We start from the raw sequence: 24,006 nt of genomic DNA, 5'->3' as shown, positions 1-24,006 counted from the left end.
ATAATTTATGTTATTTAAAAAAATAACAAATAATTTAGAGTTTCGAGTTATTAAACAAAAAAAAGAAACTAGCTTTGTTTGTTTAAAATCTATTATTATTGCATTAACTATTTTTGTTTTACTAGCATTAGTTATTTTATTAGGTTTTGTAATGATTAAAACTAATGTCTTATTTAATAAACAATCTTTTTTTGATTTTGTGTTTGGTAAAAATTGAAGTCCAGATTCTAAGCAATTTGGAATATTAACCATAACATTGATGACATTAATTTTAATTTTTATTTCAATGTTAATTGCTGTACCTTTAACAATTTTTACAAGTTTTTTTATTTCAGAATATTTAACACTAAAATCTCAAAAAATCACAATAACAATTATTAAATTACTAGCTGGTATTCCTAGTGTTGTTTTTGGGTTATTTGCAAGAGAACAAATTGGAGCTTTATTTAAATTAATGGGAGCTTCAAGTAATGATAATTTGATGGTAGCTTCTTTAACAATGGCTTTTATGGCAATACCAATTATGATTAGTTTAAGTTATGATGCTATTAAATCTGTTCCTTTAATTTATAGAGATGCTTCATTAGCTTTAGGAATTTCAAAAGAAAAAACAACATTTAATATTATTAGAAAATCAGCAACACCAAAAATTATTTCAGCTGTTATTTTAGGAATGGCTAGAGTAATTGGTGAAACTATGGCTATAATGATGATTGCTGGTAATTCAACTGCTTGATTTGATACAAATAATGGAGTTTCTGGATTTTTATTTTCATCAATTAGAACACTATCTTCAACTATTGGATTAGAAATGTTAGAAAATAGTAGTAATTTGCATGAATCTGCATTATACGCTATTGGAATGTTTTTATTTATTTTAGTATTTATTATTAATCTTTTGATTTTATTTGTTTCAAATAAAAATTCAATTTCTCAAAAAATTCATTTAGTTTTATTTAAAAATAAAAAAACTCACAAAATAAAACATATTAAGTTGTATCAAAAAAAAACATTAGACCAAATTATTACTAATAGAACTGAAAATAAGTTATTTAAAAAGATTTATTCAATTATTATGTTAATTTTGATGTGACTATCAATTAGTTTTGTAATTATGTTTACTTTTTGAATAGTCTTTATAACTATATTTAATGGTTTATCAAGTTTAAAATATAGTGAAGCCTTTTTAACTATTGAAGGTGAAGATGGAATATTTGCAGCAATTCTAACTACATTATTATTAATTTTATGCACATTATTATTTTCTATACCTTTAGCTTTAGCTTGTGCTATTTATCTTAGTGAATTTGCTAATAAAAACTCTTATTTAGCAAAGTTTTTTAGATTTTTATTAAACTTAGCCGCTTCAACTCCATCAATTATTTTTGGAATATTTGGATTATCTGTATTTATTATTTATTTAAAACTACCTTTTTCAATTTTTTCAGCCTCAATTACAATGACAATTGTTGTTTTACCAATGTTGATTAAAAACTTTGAAGACGCTTTAACTTCAGTTCCTCTTTCATATAGAGAAGCTGCTATTGCTTTAGGATTAAGTAAAACCAAAACTTTATTTAAAATAGTTTTACCAAATGCTTTACAAGCTATTATTACTGGAACTATTTTAGCTATGGCTAGAATCATTGGTGAATCAGCTCCTATTTATTTAACTTTAGGAACAGCTATTAAATATCCTGATAAGGGCTTTTTATCTTCAGGATCAACTTTAACTACAGGAATTTATAAAATAGCTAGTGAATCAGCTCCAGGGCAAGGTAATGATATTGCTTGATTAATGTCACTAATTACAATTATTTTTGTTTTAACTTTAAATTTATCAAGTTCTAAATTATCTTTACTACTAGTTAAAACTAATAAAAATGTTAAATTTCAATTTAAACAGATTTGTAAAAATTTTATAAAAAAGGAATTTTATAAAATCTATATTAGTTCATTTAAACACAATTTAAAGAAGTTTATTAAAAGTTTAAAAAGATATCTTAATATAAATAATTTATTTAAAGAAATTAAAAAAACTATTAAATATAAAAAAGAATATAAAAAACTTAAAAAAAGAGATAACAATTATGAGTAATGAACAATTAACAACTAATATAAAACCAAAAAAAGAACCTTTAAAAACTGCTATTGAAATTAAAGATTTTAGTTTTTTTTACAACAAAGGAAAAACTCAATCTTTATTTAACATTAATATGGAAATTAAAGAAAAATCAATTACTACATTTATAGGTCCATCTGGTTGTGGTAAGACCACATTATTAAAATCTATTAATCGATTAAATGATCTAATTGATGGAGTAAAAATGTCTGGTGCTATTAAAATTTTTGATAAAGATATTTTTGACTCTGATATTGATATTACAAAATTAAGAACTGAAGTTGGAATGGTATTTCAAAAACCTAATCCATTTCCAATTTCTATTTATGATAATGTTGTTTATGGATTACGCTCTTTAGGAATTAAAGATAAAACAATTTTAGATCAAATTTGTGAAGAATCATTAATAAAAGCTGCATTGTGAGATGAAGTTAAAGATATTTTAAATGCACCAGCTTTAGGATTATCTGGTGGACAACAGCAAAGATTGTGTATAGCTAGAGCAATTGCTATGAAACCAAAAATTTTATTAATGGATGAACCAACAAGTGCACTAGATCCTATTGCAACTTTAAAAGTTGAAGAATTAGTTTTAGATTTAAAAAAAGATTATACAATTGTTATGGTAACTCACTCTTTACAACAAGCTACAAGAATTAGTGATTACACTGCTTATTTTTTAAAAGGTGAATTAATTGAATTTAACAAAACTAAAAAAATATTTACAAATCCAAAAGATTGAAGAACTGAAAATTATATATCAGGTAGATATGAATAAAGGATGATATGTCAAGTAATAAAATATTAGATCGCGATCTTGATCAATTAAGAGAACTTATAGAAGATATGATCAAAGAAACTAAATTACAATATGCACAAAGTTATCTTGTAATTAAAGAAAAAAATAGATTAAGTGAAGCTCAAAAAGTAATCGAACATGACAAGCTTATTAATGATATGCAAAATAAATTTACTTCAATGGCTTTATGAAAAATTTCAAAACAAAAACTAGTAGCAAAAGATCTAAGACTTGCAATTGGAGGAATTTTAATTACTAGAGAAATTGAAAGAATTGCTGATTATTCTAAAGCAATTTCTAAGTTCTTTATTTTTTATAAACCTAATGAAAGACACCTTTTAATGATTAGTGAATTGTATCAATTAGTTGTTGAAATGTTAGATATTTTTTCAGATGTTTTTGGTAATTTAGAAGTTGATAAGGAACAACAAGTCTTAAGTTTAGAAGAAAAAATTAATCAAAAATTTAGATCTTTTTATGATTTATTAATTGATGATATTAGACAAAAAACTACAAAAGCTAGAGCTGAAGAAATTGCTGCTGTTTTAAAACAAATGTTTAATTTAGAAAGAGCTGGAGATCATTTATTAAATGTTCAACAAATTATTAATTTTGTAAAAACAAGCAAGTTTATAGAAAAAACTGAAAAAATTAAATAAATAAACTTAAAAGACTTAAGTAAATAAATTATAAAATTAAATTATCTAGCTTAAAAAGGAGACTAATTATGGGTTTTTGAGCTAAATTAAAAGAAAAATTAACTAAAAAAACTGATCAAGTAGATGAAAGTGAAAATATTTTACAAGATAAAGATAAAAAAATAGATCAAGATCAAAATCTAGTAGATGAACTTGAAAAAACAACTCAAGATATTAAAAAAGCAGAATTAAAAGAACAAAGTAAAAAAAATCAAGAACAAAAACTAGAAGTTGAAAATATTAAAGAAAAAAAAGTAAAAACAACAAAAATTAATCAAACTAAAAAAATAGAAAAATCATCTGAAACTTTAAAAGAAAAAAAGAAAAGAGAAAAACAAAAACAAAAAGATAAAAAAGTTGAAAAAGCAATGCTTAAATCAGCTTTTAATTTTTCTCAAGATATTAAAAAACTTTCAAAAAAATATAAACAAGCAGATGATGAATTTTTTGAAGAACTAGAAGATGTTTTAATCCAAACTGATATGGGTATGAAAATGGTTTTAAAAGTTTCTAATTTAGTCAGAAAAAAAACTAAAAGAGATACTTCTTTTGAAAACATTAAAGATGCTTTAGTTGAATCTTTATATCAAGCTTATACAGATAATGATTGAACTAATAAAAAATATCGCATAGATTTTAAAGAAAATAGATTAAATATTTTTATGTTAGTTGGAGTTAATGGGACAGGTAAAACTACTTCTTTAGCTAAAATGGCTAATTATTATGCTGAATTAGGATATAAAGTTTTAATAGCTGCTGCTGATACTTTTAGAGCTGGAGCTACTCAACAATTAGAAGAGTGAATTAAAACTAGATTAAATAATAAAGTAGATTTAGTTAAAGCAAATAAATTAAATGCTGATCCTGCAAGTGTTGTTTTTGATGCAATTAAAAAAGCAAAAGAACAAAATTATGATCTTTTATTAATTGATACTGCTGGTAGACTACAAAATAAAGTTAATTTAATGGCTGAATTAGAAAAAATGAATAAAATTATTCAACAAGTAGAAAAATCAGCTCCTCATGAAGTTTTACTAGTAATTGATGCAACAACAGGACAAAATGGAGTAATTCAAGCTGAAGAATTTTCAAAAGTTGCTGATGTTAGTGGAATTATTTTAACTAAAATGGATTCAACAAGTAAAGGTGGAATTGGTTTAGCTATTAAAGAGTTATTAAATATTCCTATTAAAATGATAGGAGTTGGTGAAAAAGTAGATGATCTTTTAGCTTTTGATATTGATCAATATATTGTTCATTTATCTTCTGGATTTATGCAAGGTGATGAAGTTGAAAAATAATTTATTAGAAAAAACATTAGAATTATCTGAGTTATTTAAAATTTATAAAGAATTATTAACTGATAAACAAAAACAATATTTTGAATTATATATTGATGAAGATTTATCATTATCTGAAATTGCTGATGAATTTAATATTTCAAAAACAGCAGTTTATGATTCTATTTCTAAAACTAGTAAATTATTATTTAGTTTAGAAAAAAAGTTACATTTAAAACAAAAAGAAGAATTACTAATTTCTCTAATTAATAAAATTGAAACAAATCAAATAGATCAAAAACAATTTATAAAAAGTTTAAAAGAGGTGATTTGATGAAAGCATTAATGATTGGAGATGTTTATGCAAAACCCGGAAGAGAAATGCTAGAAAAACATTTAAAAAATATTGTTGATCAAAATCAAATAGATTTTGTTGTTGTTAATGGAGAAAACACAACTCATGGAAAATCTATTTGCAAAAAACATTATGAGTTTTATAAATCACTAAATGTTGATGTTATTACTAGTGGTAATCATATTTTTAAAAATTCTGAAGTTTTAGAATATATTAAAACAACTAATGATTTATTAAAACCTTTAAATATGAGCAAACATACTCCAGGTAATGGTTATGTTATAGTTAAAAAAAATCAAAAAAAGATAGCAGTTGTTAGTTTAATGGGACAAAGCTTTATGGATATAGTAAATAGTCCATATGACGCATTAGACGAGTTTTTAAAAACTAATACTGATTTTGATGTTTTATTAGTAGATTTTCATGCTGAAAGTACAGCTGAAAAGATTGCTTTTGCTTTTAATTATGATGGTATAATTACTGCTTTTGTTGGAACTCATACTCATGTAATGACTGCTGATGAGAGATTATTACCAAATAAAACTGCTTTTATTTCAGATATTGGAATGACTGGAGTGATTGATTCAATAATTGGTGTAGAACCAAATGATGTGATCAAAAGAGCAAAAACTGGTTTACCTGTTAAATTTAATATAGCAACTGGTAAGTGTTGATTAAATGCTGTAGTTATTGAAATTGATGATAAAACAAATAAAGCAATAAGTATTAAAAGATTAACTATTAAAGATTAATAGTTGTGTTAAAATATTAAAAGATTAGAAAACAAAATAATATCTTATTAAGAACCATGGAGAGATAAAACTTAGTGAAGTGGTAGCAACCTATTAAATTAGGTGCTTAAATAAGGGCTTTAAGCTAACAATGAGATTGTCTTAAACCATGACAATTTTATTGTTATGGTTTTTTTAATTTTTATTAATTCAAAAATAAAGGGAAATAAAAATGAATCAAAATATAGAAAAAAGATTATTTACTAGTGAAAGTATTAGCGAAGGACATCCTGATAAAATTTGCGATCAAATTTCAGATGCTATTTTAGATCAAGTACTAAAACAAGATATAAATGCTAAAGTAGCTTGTGAGGTATTTGCTACAACCAATTATTTACTAATTGGAGGTCAAATTAGCTCAACTGCTATTGTTGATTATGAACAAGTTGCAAGAGATGTTTTAAAAAAGATTGGTTATGTTGACGATGCTTATGGCATTAATGCTAATACTTGTAAAATCGATATAAAAATTGAATCACAATCACCAGATATTGCTCAAGGTGTTGAATTAAGTAATGATCAAATTGGAGCTGGTGATCAAGGAATTATGTTTGGTTATGCTACAAATGAATCAAAAACATATTTACCACTAGCAATTACTATTGCTCATGAGTTAGTTTATAATGCGTCATCTCAAAGAAAAAAAGGTCTTTTTAAATGAGCAAGGCCTGATATGAAATCTCAAGTTACAATTGATTATACTAATATTAATAATCCTAAAATTGATACTATTTTAATGTCTATTCAACATGATCCAAATTATAATGAAGTTGAATTTAAAAAATATATTAAAAAAAATATAATGGATTTAGTTGCTAAAGAATTTAATTTAAATACTGATTTTAAAGTTTTAATTAATCCAACAGGTAGATTTGTAATTGGAGGACCACAAGGAGATACTGGTTTAACTGGAAGAAAAATTATAGCAGATACTTATGGTGGATATTCAAGACATGGTGGTGGAGCTTTTAGTGGTAAAGATTCAACTAAAGTAGATCGTTCTGCTGCTTATATGTGTAGGTATGTTGCAAAAAATTTAGTAGCTGCTGGTTTAGCTGATAAAATAGAAATTCAAGTAAGTTATGCTATTGGTATTAGTCAACCAATTTCAATTTTTATAGAAACTTTTAATACACATAAAGTTGATTTAAATACTATTTATAAAGCAGTTTATGAAAATTTTGATTTTAGTGTAAGTGGTATGATAAAAACGTTGGATTTAAAAAAACCAATCTTTTTTAAAACTTCTAAATATGGGCATTTTGGTAAAAAAGATTTACCATGAGAAAAATTAGATAAAATAGAAGTACTAAAGGAGTATAAAAAATGTTCTTAGAAGTAATTGCAAAAGATCTTAATGATATTAGAGTAATTAATAATTCTAAAGCTGATCGTATTGAATTTTGTAAAAACTTAGAAGTTGGTGGTTTAACTCCAAGTTTAGATGAAATCATTTTAGCTAATCAAATTACTTTAAAACCTTTACATATAATGATTAAAAATAATTATAAAGATTTCTTTTTTGATGATTATGAATTAATTAAACAATTAGAAATGATTTCAGTTGTTCAAAAACTTCCAAACGTTCATGGAATTGTAATTGGAGCTTTAAATAGTGATTATACAATTAATGAAGATTTCTTACAAAGAGTAAATAAAATCAAAGGAAGCTTAAAAATTACTTTTAATAGAGCTTTTGACTTAGTTAAAGATCCAATTAATGCTTTAAATGTTTTAGCTAAACATAAAATTGATGCTGTTTTAACTAGTGGAGGAACAAATCTGAACACTGGTTTAGAAGTAATTAGACAACTAGTTGATCAAAACTTAGATATTCAAATTTTAATTGGTGGTGGAGTTGATAAAAACAATATTAAACAATGTTTAACAGTTAATAATCAAATCCATTTAGGTAGAGCTATAAGAAATAATTCATCTTGAAATTCAGATATTTTAGTTGATGAAATTAATCTGTATAAAGATCTAGATAGAGAACAAAATAATGAACAAGAAAGTTAAAATTATTGGTGCTGGTTTAGCTGGTTGCGAAGCTGCGTATTTTTTAGCAAATAATAACATACAAGTTGAATTATATGAAGTTAAAACTCTTATTAAAAATGAAGTTCAAAAAACAAATAACTTTGCTGAATTAGTATGTTCTAATACTTTTAGAAGTCAGTCATTATTAAATGCTGCTGGTATTTTAAAAGCAGAAATGAGACGTTTAAACTCTTTAGTTATAAAAATAGCTGATTGTTGTAAAATTGATGGAGATGATGCATTAGCTGTTGATAGAGAAGATTTTTCAAAAAAACTAACTGATGTTATTAAAAATCATCCAAATATTACAATTATTGAACAAAATGTTAGTCATATTGATGATGAGAATGATTTAACATTAATAGCTACAGGTCCTTTAACTACAAATGAATTAAAAGAAGATATTCAAAGATTAATTGGAAAACAAAAACTATTTTTTATGGATGCTTCAGCTCCAATTATTACAAAAGATTCAATTGATTTTAATAAAGTTTATTATTCAGGAAGACACAAACTTGGTAAATATATTTGTTGTCCTTTAAACGAACAAGAATTTAATGAATTTGTAGATAATTTAATTAATGCAGAACAAGTACAATTAAAAGAATTTGAAAAATCAATCTTTTTTAAAGGCTGTCAACCAATCGAACAACTTGCAAAAACTAGTAAAAAACTCTTATTAAAAGGACCAATGTCACCAAATAATTTATTAGATCAAAACAATCAACAACCTTATGCAGTTGTGCAATTGCGTCAAGATGATGCAAAAGATAGTTTATATAATATAGTTGGATTTCAAACTAATTTAAAATGACCAGAACAAAAAAGAGTATTTCAAACAATCCCAGGATTAGAAAAAGCAAAAATAGTTAGATATGGAGTAATGCATAAAAACTATTATATTAATTCTCCAAAAATTTTAAATTTTAAATTACAAGTAACTAGAAAGAAAAATGTCTTTTTTGCAGGACAAATTACTGGAGTTGAAGGATATATTGAATCAGCTAGTTCTGGTATATGAGCTGCTATTAACATTCTAGCTTTTATTAATAATAAAAAAATAAAACCTTTACCAAACACAACTATTTTAGGTGCACTAACTAACTATATAACTAATTCTAAAATTTATAGTTTAAAACCTATGAAATGTAATTTAGGTATTTTAGAACAAGAAAATAAATATCAAAGTGATGATAAATTTTATTCTTTTAATAATTCTAAAAATTCTTTAGAAAATTATATAGAACAATTAAATAAAATATTAGGATTAAATATTTAATTTTAATAAAAAAGTTTAAATATTACTTATTATTTAGTTAATAAATTAACTATAAAAAGAATTTTAGAACAATTTTATAAACACTATTTATAGAAAGTAAGTATGAAAATTTTAAAACTTAAACCTTATTTTTCAAAAAAAATTTGAGGTGGAAATAGGTTGAAAGATTTTGGTTTTGATATAAAAGATAATCAAAACATTGGTGAAGCTTGAGTAATTTCAGCTCATGAAAATGGGATGAGTTATGTTATTAGTGATGATCAATACAATAATTTAAGTTTAAAAGAATTATTTGAAAATCATAAACACCTTTTTAATAACTATAAAGGTTGTTATCCTTTATTAGTAAAAATTATTACTGCTAGTGATTATTTATCAGTTCAAGTACATCCTGATGATAATTATGCTTTAAAAAATCACAACCAATTAGGTAAGCCTGAAAGTTGATATATAATTGATGCTAATAAAGATTCTGAATTAATTTATGGACATACGGCTAAAAATAAAAAAGAACTAATTGATTTAGTTAGTCAAAATAAATGAAATCAATTATTAAAAAAAGTTAAAGTTAATCCAAATGATTTTTTATATGTAGCTCCTGGTAAAGTTCATGCAATCTCACCAAACTTAGTAATTTATGAACTACAAAGATCTAGTGATATTACTTATAGATTTTATGATTATAATAGAATTGATAAAACTACAAATAAACCTAGACAATTAGATATTTTTAACTCAATAGAGTGCACAATAACTCCAGATATAAATGAACAAATTATTCATAATGCAAACAATAAAGTATTTTCTTCAAAATATTTTTCATTATATATTTTAGAATGTACTAATTTAAAAGAGTTTGAAGTAGATGAAAAATGTGATTGATTACAATTAACTGTTATTAGTGGGTCTGGATATATTAATGAAGTATTTTTTAAACAAGCAGAATCAGCTATTACTATTGATGGAATTGACAAACTAATAGTTAAAGGAAAAATTAAGATTATAATATCTTGAATAAAAAATAATGAATAATTTACATCATAGTTGAAATAAACTATTTACTAGTTTAAATTTATTTGACCAAATAAATAATTTAATCACTAAAGCTTATAGTAATAATGAAATTGTTTTTCCAAAACAAGATGATGTTTTAAACTTATTTAAATTAAGTGATTTAAATAATATTAAAGTAGTAATTATAGGTCAAGACCCATATCATGATTTTAATCAAGCAAATGGGATTGCTTTTAGTTCTAATCATATAAAAACTCCAGCTAGTTTAAAAAATATTTTTAAAGAATTAGAAAGTGATTTAAATATTAATCATTTTAATAATAATAGTTTAGAAAATTGAGTAAAACAGGGAGTGTTTTTAATAAATACTATTTGAACTGTTGTTGCTCATAAACCAGGTTCTCATACTAACTTAGGGTGAGAAAAAATTACTAAAAAGATTTTAGAACAAATTATTTTAAATAATAAAAATGTAATTTTTTGTTTATGAGGAAATTTTGCTATTAAAATGTATGATTCTTTACTAGTTAAATCTAAATTTGTTTTTAAATCAGCCCATCCTTCACCACTAAGTTATAATAAAGGTTTTAAAAATAGTAAACCCTTTAGTAAAATTAATAATTTATTAATAAATCAAAATTCTACACCTATTGATTGAAGTCTTTAAAAAGTTGATTATTAGTTAAACAATAATTAATCATATAAAATATAAATAGATTAGAAAGAAGAAAACTAATGAAAAAAGTTAAAGATATCAATACAAAAGATAATTTAATAGATGCTATTTTAAGAATAGAAAGAGTAGTAGTTTCAACTGGAAGTAGTGGAAATAATTATTTAATATTACACTTAGCAGATAGTAGTGGAAGAATTGAAGCTAGAAAATGAATAGTTAATGAAGAAGACAAACAGTTATTAAAACCAAATGCTATTATTTTATTAAAAAATACTATAGTTAATGAATATCGAAACATTTTACAATTAAAAATTGAAAATTATCAAATACTTCATGAAAAAGATTTAATTAAATATCATTTAAAAAAATCTGATTTATACATTTGTGCTCCTTTAGATATTAAAACTAGCTTTCAAGAGTTAATAACTCTTTTAAATAATATTAATAATCAAACTTATAAGACAATAACAATTAATTTAATAGAAAAGTATAAAAAAGAGTTTTTAACTTTTCCTGCTGCTATGAGTATTCATCACAATGTTACTAGCGGGTTATTTTGACATAGTTATACACTTGTAAAAAATGTTTTAAGTTTAAAAGAAAACTATTTTTATGCAAATATTGATTGAGATTTACTAATATGTGGAGCGATTTTACATGATATTGGTAAAGTAGTTGAAATTTCTGATATGAATGGAAGTGATTATAGTTTTGAAGGTAAATTACTAGGTCATATTTCAATTGGAAATGCTGAAATTAATAAGTTAGCTGAACAATTAAATCTTTATAAAGATCAAAATAATAAGATTAATAAAGATATTACTTTATTACAACATATGATTTTAGCTAGTCACGGTAAAAAAGAATTTGGTTCCCCGATTGAACCAGTATTAATAGAAGCTGTAATTTTGTCAACACTTGATGATTTAGATGCTAAAATTTATAAAATTAATGATGAATTAGAAAAAATAGAACTAGATAATTGAACTCAAAGAATCATAAGTATAGATAATAAAATGTTTTACAAACATAAAAAATAGAAGCCTCAAGCTTCTATTTTTTTTATTATTAGTTATTATATTATTTTATTAAAAGTTTCTTTTACTTCATTAATATCAGCAATCTCAACTTTTAATATAAAGCCTTTTTCTTTTTCATATTTTGGCATTATATGTTCATGATAGTGTAAAACAGTTTGTCCTGAAATTGGATTTTCATTTGATAAATAATTAAATCCTACAGGATTTAATTTTTCTTTTAATAAGTTAGTTAAATATTTTTTAGCTAATATTACTTCTTGTAGATATTTATCATCACAAGAGCTAAAGTTTTCAAAATGTTTTTTAGGAATTATTAACAAATGCCCATTACTTACAGGTTTAACATCTAAAAAACTATAAACATATTCATTTTCATAAACTTTATAAGAAGGAATTTCTTGATTAATAATTTTACAAAATAAACAATCCATAATTAGTCCAATGTAGGTTTTTCACTTTCTATATATTTTGAAATCTCATCAAATAGAGATTTATAATAAATTCCATCTGTGTATAAATAAGCACTATATAGTTCAGTCTTAGCTGCATTTTGAACATCACTATTTTTAGCTGCAATTGCTTCTAATTGATCTAATAATACTTGTTTTTTAGTTGCTGATAAATCTTGAATATCATTTGATTTTTTAGGATCATTATTTCAAATGTAAGCATCATTTTGCTTATCTTTGATATTATCATAATTTTTTAGGTTGATATCATAAGAGATCTCTGCATCCATATTTTTAGTAAATAATTGTTTATTAAAATCAAAAGTTTTTGATAATTTGTAAGTAAAGTCTAATGATTTTTTATCTTTTTTTTCTAGTTTTTTTAATGTAATTGTTTTTTTAGAACCATCTGAATAAGCGATTTCTATTTGTTTATCATTGCCATTTTTTAAAGAGACATATCATTTATCACCTTTATGGGCTACTAACACATCTCCATTACTTAATGATTTAGCTTCTTTTATACTTAGATTGCTAAAATACTTATTATCTAAAAAGTACTTATCATTTAGGTTAATTCAAGTATTCTGTGCTACCTTTAATTCATATTTATCATCATTTGTTCCAGATTGACCATTATTTCCACCACCATTAGAAGAACTACTAGGTTGTTTTTGAATTTGAACATCATTTGATGAAAATAAATCATTTAAATAAATTGGTAAAACAAATACATAATCTACGTTACCATTAATTTCTGATGAAAATCCTCTATTATTATTAGTTAGTAACGATGGAGTATTTACAGTAGCTACTGCTTTTTTAGCTTCTTCTGTAATTTTTAAATCACCACTTAAACTTTCAATACTTGCATCTTTATTTTTTACAAATCCATTAAATCCACTTATCGAAAATAATGAATCAGTTCCTTGTTTGCTTTCATTTGTTACTGAAGCTGTTTTTATTTGATCAAAAACAACTTTTAAACTTTTTTTATTATCTTTATTTTTTAAACTTCCATCAGAATTAACATATTGGTCAATTTTATTATTAACTTCATTAACTTTTTGTTGATCTAAAGAGAAAGCTCAAACCATTTTAACATTTGATGTAGTTCTGTCTACTTGTGAATAGTTAGATTGAATATCACTAATTAATTTATTTACGTTATTTAAAATAATTTTTTTATTTGCTGCAGACTTATTATCATATTTATCTATAAATAAATTTGAATCAATATATGAGTGCCCTAATAAGTCACTAAATAATTTTGCTTCGATTTTAGTTTTAAAATGGTACATAAATCTATATTGCATTATTCCTTGACCATCTGTTTCAAACTTATTTGTAGAGTTTTTATATCATTCTACTGAATTATTGTCACCATTACTAGTTGGTTTTCCATTATCATCAACAGAAGATGTCTTATTGATATATTCTTGATTTTTAGGATTTTTTAATTTACCAATTCTAAAATTGTTTTTGTCTGATTCTGTTAATAGACTAATACTTGGTAATTGAGGAGTACTTGGTATTTTATTATCTAATGTATCAAATTCCCCAGTTGTTTGTCATCTTAGTCATTTTGAACTACCATTAGTTCCTTCTCCACCTGATGAAGTAGAACCATTGTCTTTATAGTAAATTGCATAAATAGAATTATCTTTTTTATCATTTTTTGAATCTAAATCATAAGGATTTAAAGGGAAATTTTCACTATAGCTTAAATCAATGTTATCAGAATGTTCTTCAGCAGCTCTTTTTGAAGTGTAATCAGCAAATAATTTTATAGTTGCTAGGTTTTTTAAAACCTGTTCAGCTTTTTCATCACCTAATAATTCTTTTGTTTTAGATATTTCTAATCCAAACTTTTTAGATAAATTATTTAGATTATCAGCATATTTATTTTTTGAAATAGTTTCATTAATCATATCTAGAATTAATGATTTGTAATCTAGTTTTGAAAATCTTTCACCAGTAGTGAAATTAAAATCACTTGATAATTTCAAACCACTAATTATTTTTTGTGCTAATTCTTCAGTTATAGAGGGTTTTTCAAATTTTTCGTTTTTAGTACTACATGCTACAGCTGTAACCATTGTTCCAACTGACAGGCACATAGTTCCTAGAATTGTTAGTAGTTTCTTCATTATACATCACCCCTCATTGGCTCAGAACCACTGCTAGATCCTGAAGTGCTATTAGATGAACTAGTATTTGCTTGTGCTTTCAAATCAGTATTAAAAATTCCAGATTGTAATAAATTGTCATATCTTTTCTTTTTATCTGAAGTCATTGAGTTCAAGTCTATAGATTGATCAGGAATAAAGTTTTTATCTAATGAAGCATTTTTAGAATATTTTTTATAATTTTCTTTAACCTTATTTACTCATTTTTGATTAGCTTGTTGTAATTTTCTAATACCAGATGCTTTTAAATTTTTTGCTTGATATAAAAAGATTTTTTGAATTTGTTCATTATCTCTACTGTTGTCTGTTGTAATTATTGTATTTAATAAGTTAATATTTTGTTGACTACCATTTTTTAATATTTTAGTAAACAATTCATACAATCAATTAGCTTGTGAAGAAGAAACATTACCAGATTGAATTGATTTAGATACTTCGCTTAGAATGTCAATATTATAAAATGGTTTAGTTTTAGAATTATCAATCAACGATGTATTTACTAAAAATCTCTCATAATCATTTTTGATATTTGAATTTAATGAATTTACATCAATTCCAAGATTTTTAATAGCACCAGCATAACTTAAGTCTTTTTTAGTTCAATCCCATTTACCATTTGTAGCAGCGCCACTACCTCCAGTACTTGGTGTTCTTGGAGCTGGAATTGTATTTTTATTACTTTCAAGCGTAGAATTAATTAAGTAAGGAACTAAAACATTAGAATTACTTGAAGAGTAAAGAGATCTAATTTGTTTTAAAGCAGCACTTTGTTTAATTGAGTTTGCATTTTGTTGTTCTTGAGTTGATGAAACACTTGTATTATTTTCTTTATTATTAATTAATTTATAACCATCTACTTTAGTTATGTGTAAACCATCTCCATCAATAAATGCAATTATTCCTTCTTCTTTATTTAATACAGTATAAATATTTGAACTATTATTAACACCATTTGTACCAGTGTTTGATGCTCCAGAAGAACTAGAACCACCACTATTTCCAGAAGAATTACTATTATTTTTTTGATTAATTTTTTTAAATAGCTCAGTTAGATTATAGATTGTTAATCTTGTGGCATCTCTTGCTTCATTTTTGCTAGATGATTCAGATATTGCGTTATCTACTTTGTTTGCTTCATCACTAGAAAGACCACCTGTAGTCAACGCTTTTTTAAACTCATCAGAACTTAATTTACCATTCATTTCATCTTTTCAAGTTCAATCATTATCATTTTTATTACTTGTTAAGAAATCATAAATAGAAAATTTTACTGTATCAGAATACGTAGTGTCACTAAGAGTTAATAATTTACCGCTTGCATTAATCTTGTGATGATCATTTTTAGTATCTCATTGAGTTCAATTTTTATAATCTGTTGATTTGTTTGTAGTAGTGTTTGCTTTTATTTTAGATTCTTCTCCTCTAAAAATAGTATCAAATCTAGAAAGACCAGCTGTATAGTTATTAGTTTCTTTATCTTTACTATCATTTCCTACATAGGTTTGTAGTACTGCTTGAATTCCTTGAAATCTTTCAATTAATTTAGTGGTTAAATCTTGTCCTGAAGACTCAGTTGGTATTAATGCTTTTAAAGATAGATTTTTTTCAATATCAGTTGATGTTTTATTATTTGCAAACTTAAAAATTAAATCAGAAAAGACAACAGGTTTTTCATAGCTGAAGTAGTTATTAATTGCATATTTTTGAGAATTTGAAATTGCTCCATATTCACCCTTAATGGGGTCTATTTTTAATTCACCATTTTCTAAAGTAGGAATTTGAGTGACTATTTCAGTTCAAGATTGAGGAGTTTGATTATTATAATTTATAAAATTCTTTGGTCCATCTTTTGAATAGTTTAGAGGTTTATTTCATTCTCTAAAGGCAATAGATCCACTTCTTGCATCATCTGATACTTTACTTAGTATTTCTTTAATTCAAGTTTCCCCATTAGCTGTTCCATTATTAGAACCTGATATTTTTTGTTTAACTTGTTTTGCTGAACTATAAGTAATAGTTAATGTATTATTAGAAGCACCACTACCACCTGTTGAACTTCGATCTGATATACCTCCTAAACCATTAACCATATTTGTAAAAGTTACAACTTTTGCATCATTTCAATTTTTGTCGACTTTGTCAAAAGCTTCTTTAACAGCCTTAGCTAGTTCTTCTAAACTATTTTTATTTGGATATGCATTAGCAAAATTATTAGTTAAAGTCTTTCAATCTAAATTAGTTGTTTGAATTCCTTTTTGTCACATAGAATCAGCAACTGTTGAATTAAACATTAAAAGATTTTTTAATTTAATAAAAGCACTATTTGAACTATCATTTAAAATAAAGTTTGACTTATAAGCATTTTCTAAATCTGCTAAATTCTTTTTAACACCAGGAAACATTTCTTCTAAATGTTTTAGTCAACCTTTTGCATCATTTTTATATTTATTATCTTTTAAATCATTTAAACTTTTATTAGCTAAACCATATAAAGTAGCTGTATCAGTACTATTTTTATCTCCTAATAAATTTTTAATTTGAGAATTAATGCTAGAATCTCATCCATTTTCATTTTTATCAGGTAATTGTAATTTATTATCTCTAATTGCTAATAAAATTCCAGCTGCTAATAAATTATTAGTTTTATTAATAAGTTCTTGGTTATTTGAACTAATTCCGTTTCATTTTTGATTTCATTCTAATAAGTTTTTTGAATCAATCTTAATGTCTCCAAAATTAGTTAAAAAAAGTGAATTTTTATTTTTTACTTGTTCAGTTTTACAACTAATAGCTAAAACACTTGATGATGCAACTAGGGTTATAGCACTAAGTCAAGTTAAAAGCTTTTTCACTAATATCATCCTTTCTGTTGATTTTAAAATGTATTAAAAAACACTTTTTTAAAATCACATATACCAATTAATTATAACTTAATTTAAAATAATTATTTATAATTATTGTTTACTTGGTTGGATTATTTATAATTATTGTTTACTTGTAATACTAATAAAATTTGACTATCTACTCACTAATAAATATTTTGTAAAACTATATAATTATAGGTAAATAAAAGGAGTTGAGATAGTGAATGATCAATTTGAAAAAATTAAAAAACAATTTCCTTTATTAAAAAAACATCCTAATTTAATTTATTTTGATAATGGAGCTACAACTTTAAAGCCAAATTCTGTAATAAATGCTCAAACTAATTATTTAAAAAATATTTCAACAAACCCACATTCAAGTGATTATAAAATTGGATATCAAAGTTTAGAAATTTTAAATAACACTAGAGAACTTGTAAAAAACTTTATTAATGCAAATCATACAAGTGAAATTATTTTTACTTCAGGAACTACTCAATCTATTAATATGATTGCAAAAGGTTTAATTAACTTAGTTAATCAAGATGATGAAATTCTAATTACTAGTTTAGAACATTCATCAAACTTAGTTCCTTGAATTTGATTAAAACAAAAAACTAATGCTGTTATTAAAAATTTAGAACTAACAAATGATTTTGGAATTGATATCAATAAATTAGATCAATTAATTACTAATAAAACCAAAATAATTAGTTTTGCTCATATTTCAAATACAACAGGATATATTAATGATGTTAAAAAGATTATTCAAAAAATTAGATCAATTAATCAAAATGTAATAATTGTTGTTGATGTTGCTCAATCAATTGCTCATTTTAAAGTTGATGTTAAAGATTGAGATGTAGATTTTATTGCTTTTTCAGCTCATAAAATGTATGGCCCATTTGGAGTTGGTATTTTATATGGTAAATATCAATTATTAGATAAATTAGAACCCTTAAATTTAGGTGGTGGTTCTAGTTTAACTATTAGTAAAGATTTTACAAGTTATACTTTAAAAAGCTTACCAGAAAAACTAGAAGCTGGTACTTTAAATATTTCAAATATTTATGGTTTTAAAAAAGCAATTGAATTTATTTTAAAAATTGGAATTAATAATATTTGTTTATATGAAACTAAATTAAAACAATACACAAGACAACAAATTAAAGCTAATCATTTAAAAAATAAAATTACTTTTTATAATTTAAATAATGATTCTCCTTTATTATTATTTAATGTTAATCAAATTAATGCTCAAGACATTTCTAGTTTTTTAGATGTTAAATATAATATAACTAGTAGATCTGGAGCACATTGTGTTAGAAGATTAGAAGATGTAATTCATATAAAAAGTGCATTAAGAATTAGCTTTGCAATTTATAATACAACTGATGAAATTGATAAATTAATTGATGCATTAAATAACACAGATAAATTTTTAGATATATACTTTTAAATTATGATAGATATAAATAATGATTCTTTATTAAGAGAAATAATAATAAAACACTTTTTAACACCAACTAATAAAACTTTAACAAATAATAAAAATGCTATTATTAGAGAATTAAAATCTCAAACTTGTGCAGATCAGTTAATAATAGAAATATTAATAGAAAATCAAATTATAAAATCAATGAAATTTGATGGATCAGCTTGTGCGATTGCTACAAGTTCAATAGATCTTTTAATTAATAATTTAATTAATTTAAACACTAAAAAAGCAATTGAACTTATAAAAAACTATCAAAACTTTTTATTAACTGGAACTTTAATAAATATTGATCAATTAAATGAACTAGTTGTAATGAAAAATATACATAAACAAAAAAACCGTATTTTATGTGCTAGTTTAGCTTTAAATGATCTTTTAGAAATTTTAAATAAAGATGAATAAATCTATATTAAGAAAACAATTACTAGAAAAAAGAAAAAACTTTGATTCTAATTATATAACTACTAGTAATTTATTAATTACAAATAAAGTAATTAATTTTATTAAAAAAAATAAGTTCAAACAAATTTGTATTTACTTATCAACTAAATATGAAGCTGATACTAAAAAGATTATTAATTGGTGTATAGAAAATAATATTTTAGTATTTGTTCCAAAAGTATTAAATGATAATAACATGAATATGGTTTTATTAAATAATAGTTCTTTAACTAATTTAAACAAGTTTAATATTTATGAACCAATTAGTAATATTAATGCTAGCTTAGAACAAATAGATTGTATTTTTACTCCACTAGTTGGATTTGATGAAAAACTTAATAGAATAGGAATGGGTAAAGGGTTTTATGATAAATTCTTTAGTTTAAATTCTTATAATTATTTAAAAGTTGGCATTTGTTTTGATAAACAAAAAACAACACAAATAATTATTGATGATAATGATATTAAACTAGATTGCATTATTACTGAAAAACAACTATTATTTATAAATAAAAACTAAATTAAAAAAAGGAGTTAGTATGAAATATCAAATTAAAGATAATCTTTTTAAAGCTATTAATAATGAGTGATTAGAAAAAACAGAAATTCCAAATGATCGTACTTCAATAGGAGAGTGTGTTGAACTAGATATTAAAAATGAACTAATTGTTAAAAAAATTGTTAAAAATTTAGTAAAAAAACAAGAAAATGGTTTATTAAAAGATATCAATTTAATTAACTTTACTAAGTTTTATGCTTTAACTAGTGATTTTAAAACAAGAAATAAAAACAATATTGAACCATTAAAAAAATATGTCTTTGAAATTTTACAAATTAATGATCTTAATGATTTAAACACACTATATACTAAATTCATTTATAGAAATTATTTATTACCAATTAATTTTGATATTTCTAATGACTATATTGATTCAAGTATTAAAACACTTTATTTAACAATTGCTTCTCACATATTACCAGATAAAAGTCATTATGAAGATAAACAAAAAAAGACTATGTTTTATTCAAAATTTAAATTAATGGTAAAAAAATTGCTAACACCTTATTTTGATGATTTAAAAAAAGTTGATCTAATTATTAAACAAACATTAAAATTTGATCAAATTATTGCTAAATACTCATTAAGTTCACTAGAAAAAGTGCGCTATAATGAGTTGTACAAACCTTATAAATATTCAAAAATTGTTAATAAAACTAAATATTTAGATTTAAATAATATTATTAGTAATTTAATTGATAAAAAAGTTGATCAAATAATTTTTACAGATGATCATTTTGCTAATAATCTTGATAGAGTTTTTAACTCTAAAAATCTTGATTTAATCAAATCATGATTAATAGTGATGTTAATTATTCGTTTTTCTAAATATTTAGATGAAAAAACAAGAACATTAGCTAGCAAATATTCTTTATTTATAAGTGGACAAAACAAAGTTAAAAATAAAGAAAAACATGCCTTAAATTTAGCTTTAGATTATTTTTCTATGCCAATAGGTTTATATTATGGTCAAAAATATTTAGGTTCAAAAGCTAAAAAAGATGTTGAAAATATGGTATTTCATATGATTGAAATTTATAAACAAAGATTACAATCTAATACTTGATTAAGTAAACAAACTATTGATAAAGCATTGTTAAAATTAAATGTACTAGGAGTTCATATCGGATATCCAAGTGAAATTGAACCTTGTTATGCTAACTTAGTGACAAATTCAGAATCATTAATTGATACTGTTTTTAGTTTTAATCAAATAATTAATAAATATGTTTTTAGTGAATATAAAAAACCAATTAATAAAAATTATTGAAGTATGTCACCATATCAAGTTAATGCATATTATCATCCTATGTATAATCACATTGTTTTTCCTGCAGGAATTTTACAAGGTTCATTTTATTCAATTAACCATTCAACATCACAAAATTATGGAGGAATTGGGGCTGTAATTGCTCATGAAATTTCTCATGCATTTGATAATAATGGTGCTAATTTTGATGAAAATGGTAATTTAAAAATGTGATGAACAGAAGAAGATTTTGCTAAATTTAATCAAAAAACTAAAGCTATGATTGATCTTTTTGATAATAAACAAACTGATTTTGGTAAATGTAATGGAGCTTTAACCGTTAGTGAAAATATTGCAGATGCTGGTGGAATTAGTTGTGCTTTACAAGCAGCAAAACAAGAAAAAGACTATAATGGTAAAGAATTTTTTATTAATTGAGCAAAAATCTGAAAATCTAAATATAAAGAGCAAACTGCTTTAAGATTATTAGAAACTGATCCACATGCTCCAACTGAATTAAGAGCAAATATTCAAGCTGCTAATCAAGAAGAATTTATTAAAGTGTTTAATATTACTCCAGAAGATAAAATGTATATTGATCCAGAAAAAAGAGTAAAAATTTGATAATAAGTGTTAAAAAAATTAATACTAATTGTTTTAAATTTTTATTTTTTTATTCTATTTTTTAATTTGTTATAAGCTTTATAATTTTTTAAAAATTTTATTTTAAAAACTATATTTAATTAATTAAATCTTAAATTTAATAATTATAATTAGTAATTTTTTATATTTATCATCTTGTTTTTTAACTAAGTTAAAATTGATTGAATTAAATTAGATTGTATTATTACTGAAAAATAAATTTATTAGTAAAATATTAAAGTAAAAGGAGTAATATGATTAAAGTAAATTTAGATCATGCAGATATTAATATAAATAAGGTTGCAGATCTTAATAAGATAAAAGAAATTCATCAAATGATTTTTAATAAAACAGGAAAAGGTAATGATTTTTTAGGTTGACTAAATTGACCAGTTGATTTTAATAAAACTGAATATGAACAAATGAAACAAGTTGCTAGTGATTTAAAAAATCAAATTGAAGTTTTAGTTGTTATTGGAATTGGTGGATCTTATTTAGGGTGTAGAGCTGCTGATGAAATGATTCGTGGATTATATCATCAAAATAAAGTAGAATTAATATATACAGGAAACACAATGTCTTCAACTTATATTTATCAAGTGGTTGAATATTTAAAAAATAAGAATTTTGGAATTTGTGTTATTTCAAAATCAGGAACTACTACTGAACCTGGAATTAGTTTTAGAGTTTTTGAAAAATTATTAATAGATAAAGTTGGATTAAAAAAAGCTAAAAGTTTAATAGTTGCAATAACAGATAAAAATAAAGGTGCTTTAAAACAATTAGCAGAAAAAAAAGGATATCAAACTTTTGTAATTCCAAATGATATTGGTGGAAGGTTTTCAGTTTTAACTCCAGTTGGAATTTTTCCTTTACTAGTTAGTGGAATTGATACTGATAAAATTTTTCAAGGTGCTTTAAAAGCCAAAAATGATTTAATTAATGATGATTTATCAAATCAAGCTTATAAATATGCTGTAGTTAGAAATTATTTATACAATCAAGGATATAAAACTGAAGCTTTGATTAGTTATGAATTACAATTACAAATGCTAACTGAATGATGAAAACAATTATTTGGTGAATCTGAAGGAAAAGAAAATAAAGGTTTATTACCAAGTTCAATGATTTTTTCAACAGATTTACACTCACTAGGTCAATGAGTTCAAGAAGGACCTAGAAATGTGATGTTTGAAACAATTATTAAAATTGAAAAGCCAAATTATGATTTAAATGTTCCATTTGATGAAGATAATTATGATGGATTAAATTATTTAACAAAAAAATCATTTCATCAAATCAATCAAACTGCTTTAAAAGGAGTAATTCAAGCACACTCAGTTACTGGTAAAATGCCAAACATTGTTTTAGAATTTGAAAAAATGGATGATGAACAATTTGGATATTTGGTTTACTTTTTTGGATTAGCTTTAGCTATGAGTGCTTATTTATTAGATGTTAATCCATTTAATCAACCTGGAGTTGAAGTTTATAAATACAATATGTTTAAGCTGTTAAACAAACCTGGAATTAAATAAGGAAAGGATTTTATTAAGATAAATTATGATAAAACAAAATAAAAAACTAGATGACACATATAAAGCAGGCTTAATTTTAATAATTATAGGATGCAGTTTTACATTACTATGAGCATTAATTGGATTTTTTAGTATAATTGCTGGAAGTCTTGCTGCTAGTTCTATTACTAGTAGTTATCCAACAGATCCTAACATTGATATAGTTAAAACTAGTATAACTACTGCTATTATAGGTGTTAATATTATAGTTATCATAGCTTCAATACCTGCATTAATTACATTACTATTTGCGATTAAATCATTAAAATATCAAACTTATAAATACAAATTAGTTTGTGGAATTATGGGGATTTTATTTGGTTTTTTACTTGGTTTTATTGGTGGGATTTGTTTATTAGTAACAAATAACAAAGATGAAGAAGAAATCATTATTAAAAATAAAAATGATGATAATCAAATAACTTTAAAATAATAGCTATAAAT

Annotated in this window: 21 protein-coding genes and 1 riboswitch; of the genes, 18 read left to right on the top strand and 3 right to left on the bottom strand. The window is 23.5% G+C overall.

Annotated features, from left to right (window positions below; genetic code table 4):
- Positions 1–7: 7 nt before the first annotated feature.
- The 12 genes from pstA to V2P32_RS02665 all read left to right on the top strand — a co-directional run bounded on the left by pstA (position 8) and on the right by V2P32_RS02665 (position 12,094).
- Positions 8–2,098 carry a phosphate ABC transporter permease PstA gene (gene pstA, locus V2P32_RS02720; RefSeq protein WP_434343213.1) on the top strand — a complete coding sequence of 697 codons (2,091 nt, stop codon included), beginning with the start codon at positions 8–10 and terminating at the stop codon, positions 2,096–2,098.
- Entirely contained in the window at positions 2,091–2,900 is an 810-nt protein-coding gene (gene pstB / locus V2P32_RS02715) for a phosphate ABC transporter ATP-binding protein PstB (protein ID WP_434343212.1), read from the top strand. Before pstA ends, pstB begins: the two co-directional genes overlap by 8 nt.
- A gap of 8 nt (positions 2,901–2,908) precedes the next feature.
- Positions 2,909–3,580 (top strand): phosphate signaling complex protein PhoU, encoded by a 672-nt coding sequence (gene phoU / locus V2P32_RS02710; RefSeq protein WP_434343210.1) that lies wholly within the window; start codon positions 2,909–2,911, stop codon positions 3,578–3,580.
- A gap of 68 nt (positions 3,581–3,648) precedes the next feature.
- Positions 3,649–4,920: a signal recognition particle-docking protein FtsY gene (gene ftsY, locus V2P32_RS02705; protein WP_434343209.1), complete on the top strand. Its 1,272-nt coding sequence runs from the start codon at positions 3,649–3,651 to the stop codon at positions 4,918–4,920.
- Positions 4,904–5,245, top strand: coding sequence for a putative DNA-binding protein (locus tag V2P32_RS02700; RefSeq protein ID WP_434343208.1), 342 nt, complete (start codon positions 4,904–4,906; stop codon positions 5,243–5,245). Before ftsY ends, V2P32_RS02700 begins: the two co-directional genes overlap by 17 nt.
- A complete protein-coding gene (locus V2P32_RS02695) occupies positions 5,233–6,006 on the top strand; it encodes a TIGR00282 family metallophosphoesterase (RefSeq protein WP_434343207.1) in 774 nt (257 codons plus the stop codon). The genes V2P32_RS02700 and V2P32_RS02695 overlap by 13 nt, the downstream gene beginning before the upstream one ends.
- A 41-nt stretch (positions 6,007–6,047) precedes the next feature.
- Positions 6,048–6,143, top strand: a riboswitch (SAM riboswitch).
- Between the two features lie 74 nt (positions 6,144–6,217).
- Positions 6,218–7,381: a methionine adenosyltransferase gene (gene metK, locus V2P32_RS02690; protein WP_434343206.1), complete on the top strand. Its 1,164-nt coding sequence runs from the start codon at positions 6,218–6,220 to the stop codon at positions 7,379–7,381.
- A complete protein-coding gene (locus V2P32_RS02685) occupies positions 7,372–8,064 on the top strand; it encodes a copper homeostasis protein CutC (protein WP_434343205.1) in 693 nt (230 codons plus the stop codon). Before metK ends, V2P32_RS02685 begins: the two co-directional genes overlap by 10 nt.
- Entirely contained in the window at positions 8,048–9,364 is a 1,317-nt protein-coding gene (gene trmFO, locus V2P32_RS02680; protein WP_434343204.1) for a methylenetetrahydrofolate--tRNA-(uracil(54)-C(5))-methyltransferase (FADH(2)-oxidizing) TrmFO, read from the top strand. The genes V2P32_RS02685 and trmFO overlap by 17 nt, the downstream gene beginning before the upstream one ends.
- Positions 9,365–9,466: 102 nt before the next feature.
- Positions 9,467–10,396, top strand: coding sequence for a type I phosphomannose isomerase catalytic subunit (locus V2P32_RS02675; protein WP_434343202.1), 930 nt, complete (start codon positions 9,467–9,469; stop codon positions 10,394–10,396).
- Positions 10,389–11,045, top strand: a complete 657-nt coding sequence (locus V2P32_RS02670; RefSeq protein WP_434343201.1) for a uracil-DNA glycosylase — start codon at positions 10,389–10,391, stop codon at positions 11,043–11,045. Before V2P32_RS02675 ends, V2P32_RS02670 begins: the two co-directional genes overlap by 8 nt.
- 68 nt (positions 11,046–11,113) lie before the next feature.
- On the top strand, positions 11,114–12,094 hold the full coding sequence (locus tag V2P32_RS02665; protein ID WP_011387346.1) for a 3'-5' exoribonuclease YhaM family protein: 981 nt from the start codon (positions 11,114–11,116) through the stop codon (positions 12,092–12,094).
- Between the two features lie 35 nt (positions 12,095–12,129).
- On the opposite strand, the gene V2P32_RS02660 is transcribed toward V2P32_RS02665, so the two are convergent.
- From V2P32_RS02660 to V2P32_RS02650, 3 genes are read right to left on the bottom strand one after another with little or no spacing between them, the layout of a single operon-like run.
- Positions 12,130–12,525 carry an HIT family protein gene (locus V2P32_RS02660; protein ID WP_011387345.1) on the bottom strand — a complete coding sequence of 132 codons (396 nt, stop codon included), beginning with the start codon at positions 12,523–12,525 and terminating at the stop codon, positions 12,130–12,132.
- Between the two features lie 2 nt (positions 12,526–12,527).
- Complete coding sequence (locus tag V2P32_RS02655) at positions 12,528–14,693, bottom strand: lipoprotein (protein ID WP_434343200.1); 2,166 nt, start codon at positions 14,691–14,693, stop codon at positions 12,528–12,530.
- Positions 14,693–17,584, bottom strand: a complete 2,892-nt coding sequence (locus tag V2P32_RS02650; protein ID WP_434343199.1) for a lipoprotein — start codon at positions 17,582–17,584, stop codon at positions 14,693–14,695. The genes V2P32_RS02655 and V2P32_RS02650 overlap by 1 nt, the downstream gene beginning before the upstream one ends.
- A gap of 232 nt (positions 17,585–17,816) precedes the next feature.
- Between V2P32_RS02650 and V2P32_RS02645 the strand changes: the two genes are divergently transcribed.
- The 6 genes from V2P32_RS02645 (at position 17,817) to V2P32_RS02620 (ending at position 23,995) form a co-directional block, all read left to right on the top strand.
- A complete protein-coding gene (locus tag V2P32_RS02645; RefSeq protein ID WP_434343198.1) occupies positions 17,817–19,055 on the top strand; it encodes an aminotransferase class V-fold PLP-dependent enzyme in 1,239 nt (412 codons plus the stop codon).
- A 3-nt stretch (positions 19,056–19,058) separates the two neighbouring features.
- A complete protein-coding gene (locus tag V2P32_RS02640; RefSeq protein WP_434343197.1) occupies positions 19,059–19,496 on the top strand; it encodes an iron-sulfur cluster assembly scaffold protein in 438 nt (145 codons plus the stop codon).
- The gene (locus V2P32_RS02635; protein ID WP_434343196.1) at positions 19,489–20,055 is read left to right on the top strand and encodes a 5-formyltetrahydrofolate cyclo-ligase; all 567 of its coding nucleotides are present in this window, start codon (positions 19,489–19,491) and stop codon (positions 20,053–20,055) included. Before V2P32_RS02640 ends, V2P32_RS02635 begins: the two co-directional genes overlap by 8 nt.
- A 19-nt stretch (positions 20,056–20,074) precedes the next feature.
- A complete protein-coding gene (locus V2P32_RS02630) occupies positions 20,075–21,970 on the top strand; it encodes a M13 family metallopeptidase (RefSeq protein ID WP_434343195.1) in 1,896 nt (631 codons plus the stop codon).
- 269 nt (positions 21,971–22,239) lie between these two features.
- Positions 22,240–23,523, top strand: coding sequence for a glucose-6-phosphate isomerase (locus V2P32_RS02625; RefSeq protein ID WP_434343194.1), 1,284 nt, complete (start codon positions 22,240–22,242; stop codon positions 23,521–23,523).
- Positions 23,524–23,548: 25 nt separating this feature from the next.
- Entirely contained in the window at positions 23,549–23,995 is a 447-nt protein-coding gene (locus tag V2P32_RS02620; protein WP_434343192.1) for a hypothetical protein, read from the top strand.
- The last annotated feature ends 11 nt before the right edge of the window (positions 23,996–24,006 follow it).

This window comes from Mycoplasma sp. 06067-C1-B144P-99-0482-3, assembly GCF_051053925.1.
Lineage (GTDB): Bacteria > Bacillota_I > Bacilli_A > Mycoplasmatales > Mycoplasmataceae > Mycoplasma > Mycoplasma leachii.
This window is presented reverse-complemented; position numbering and strand designations above follow the sequence as displayed.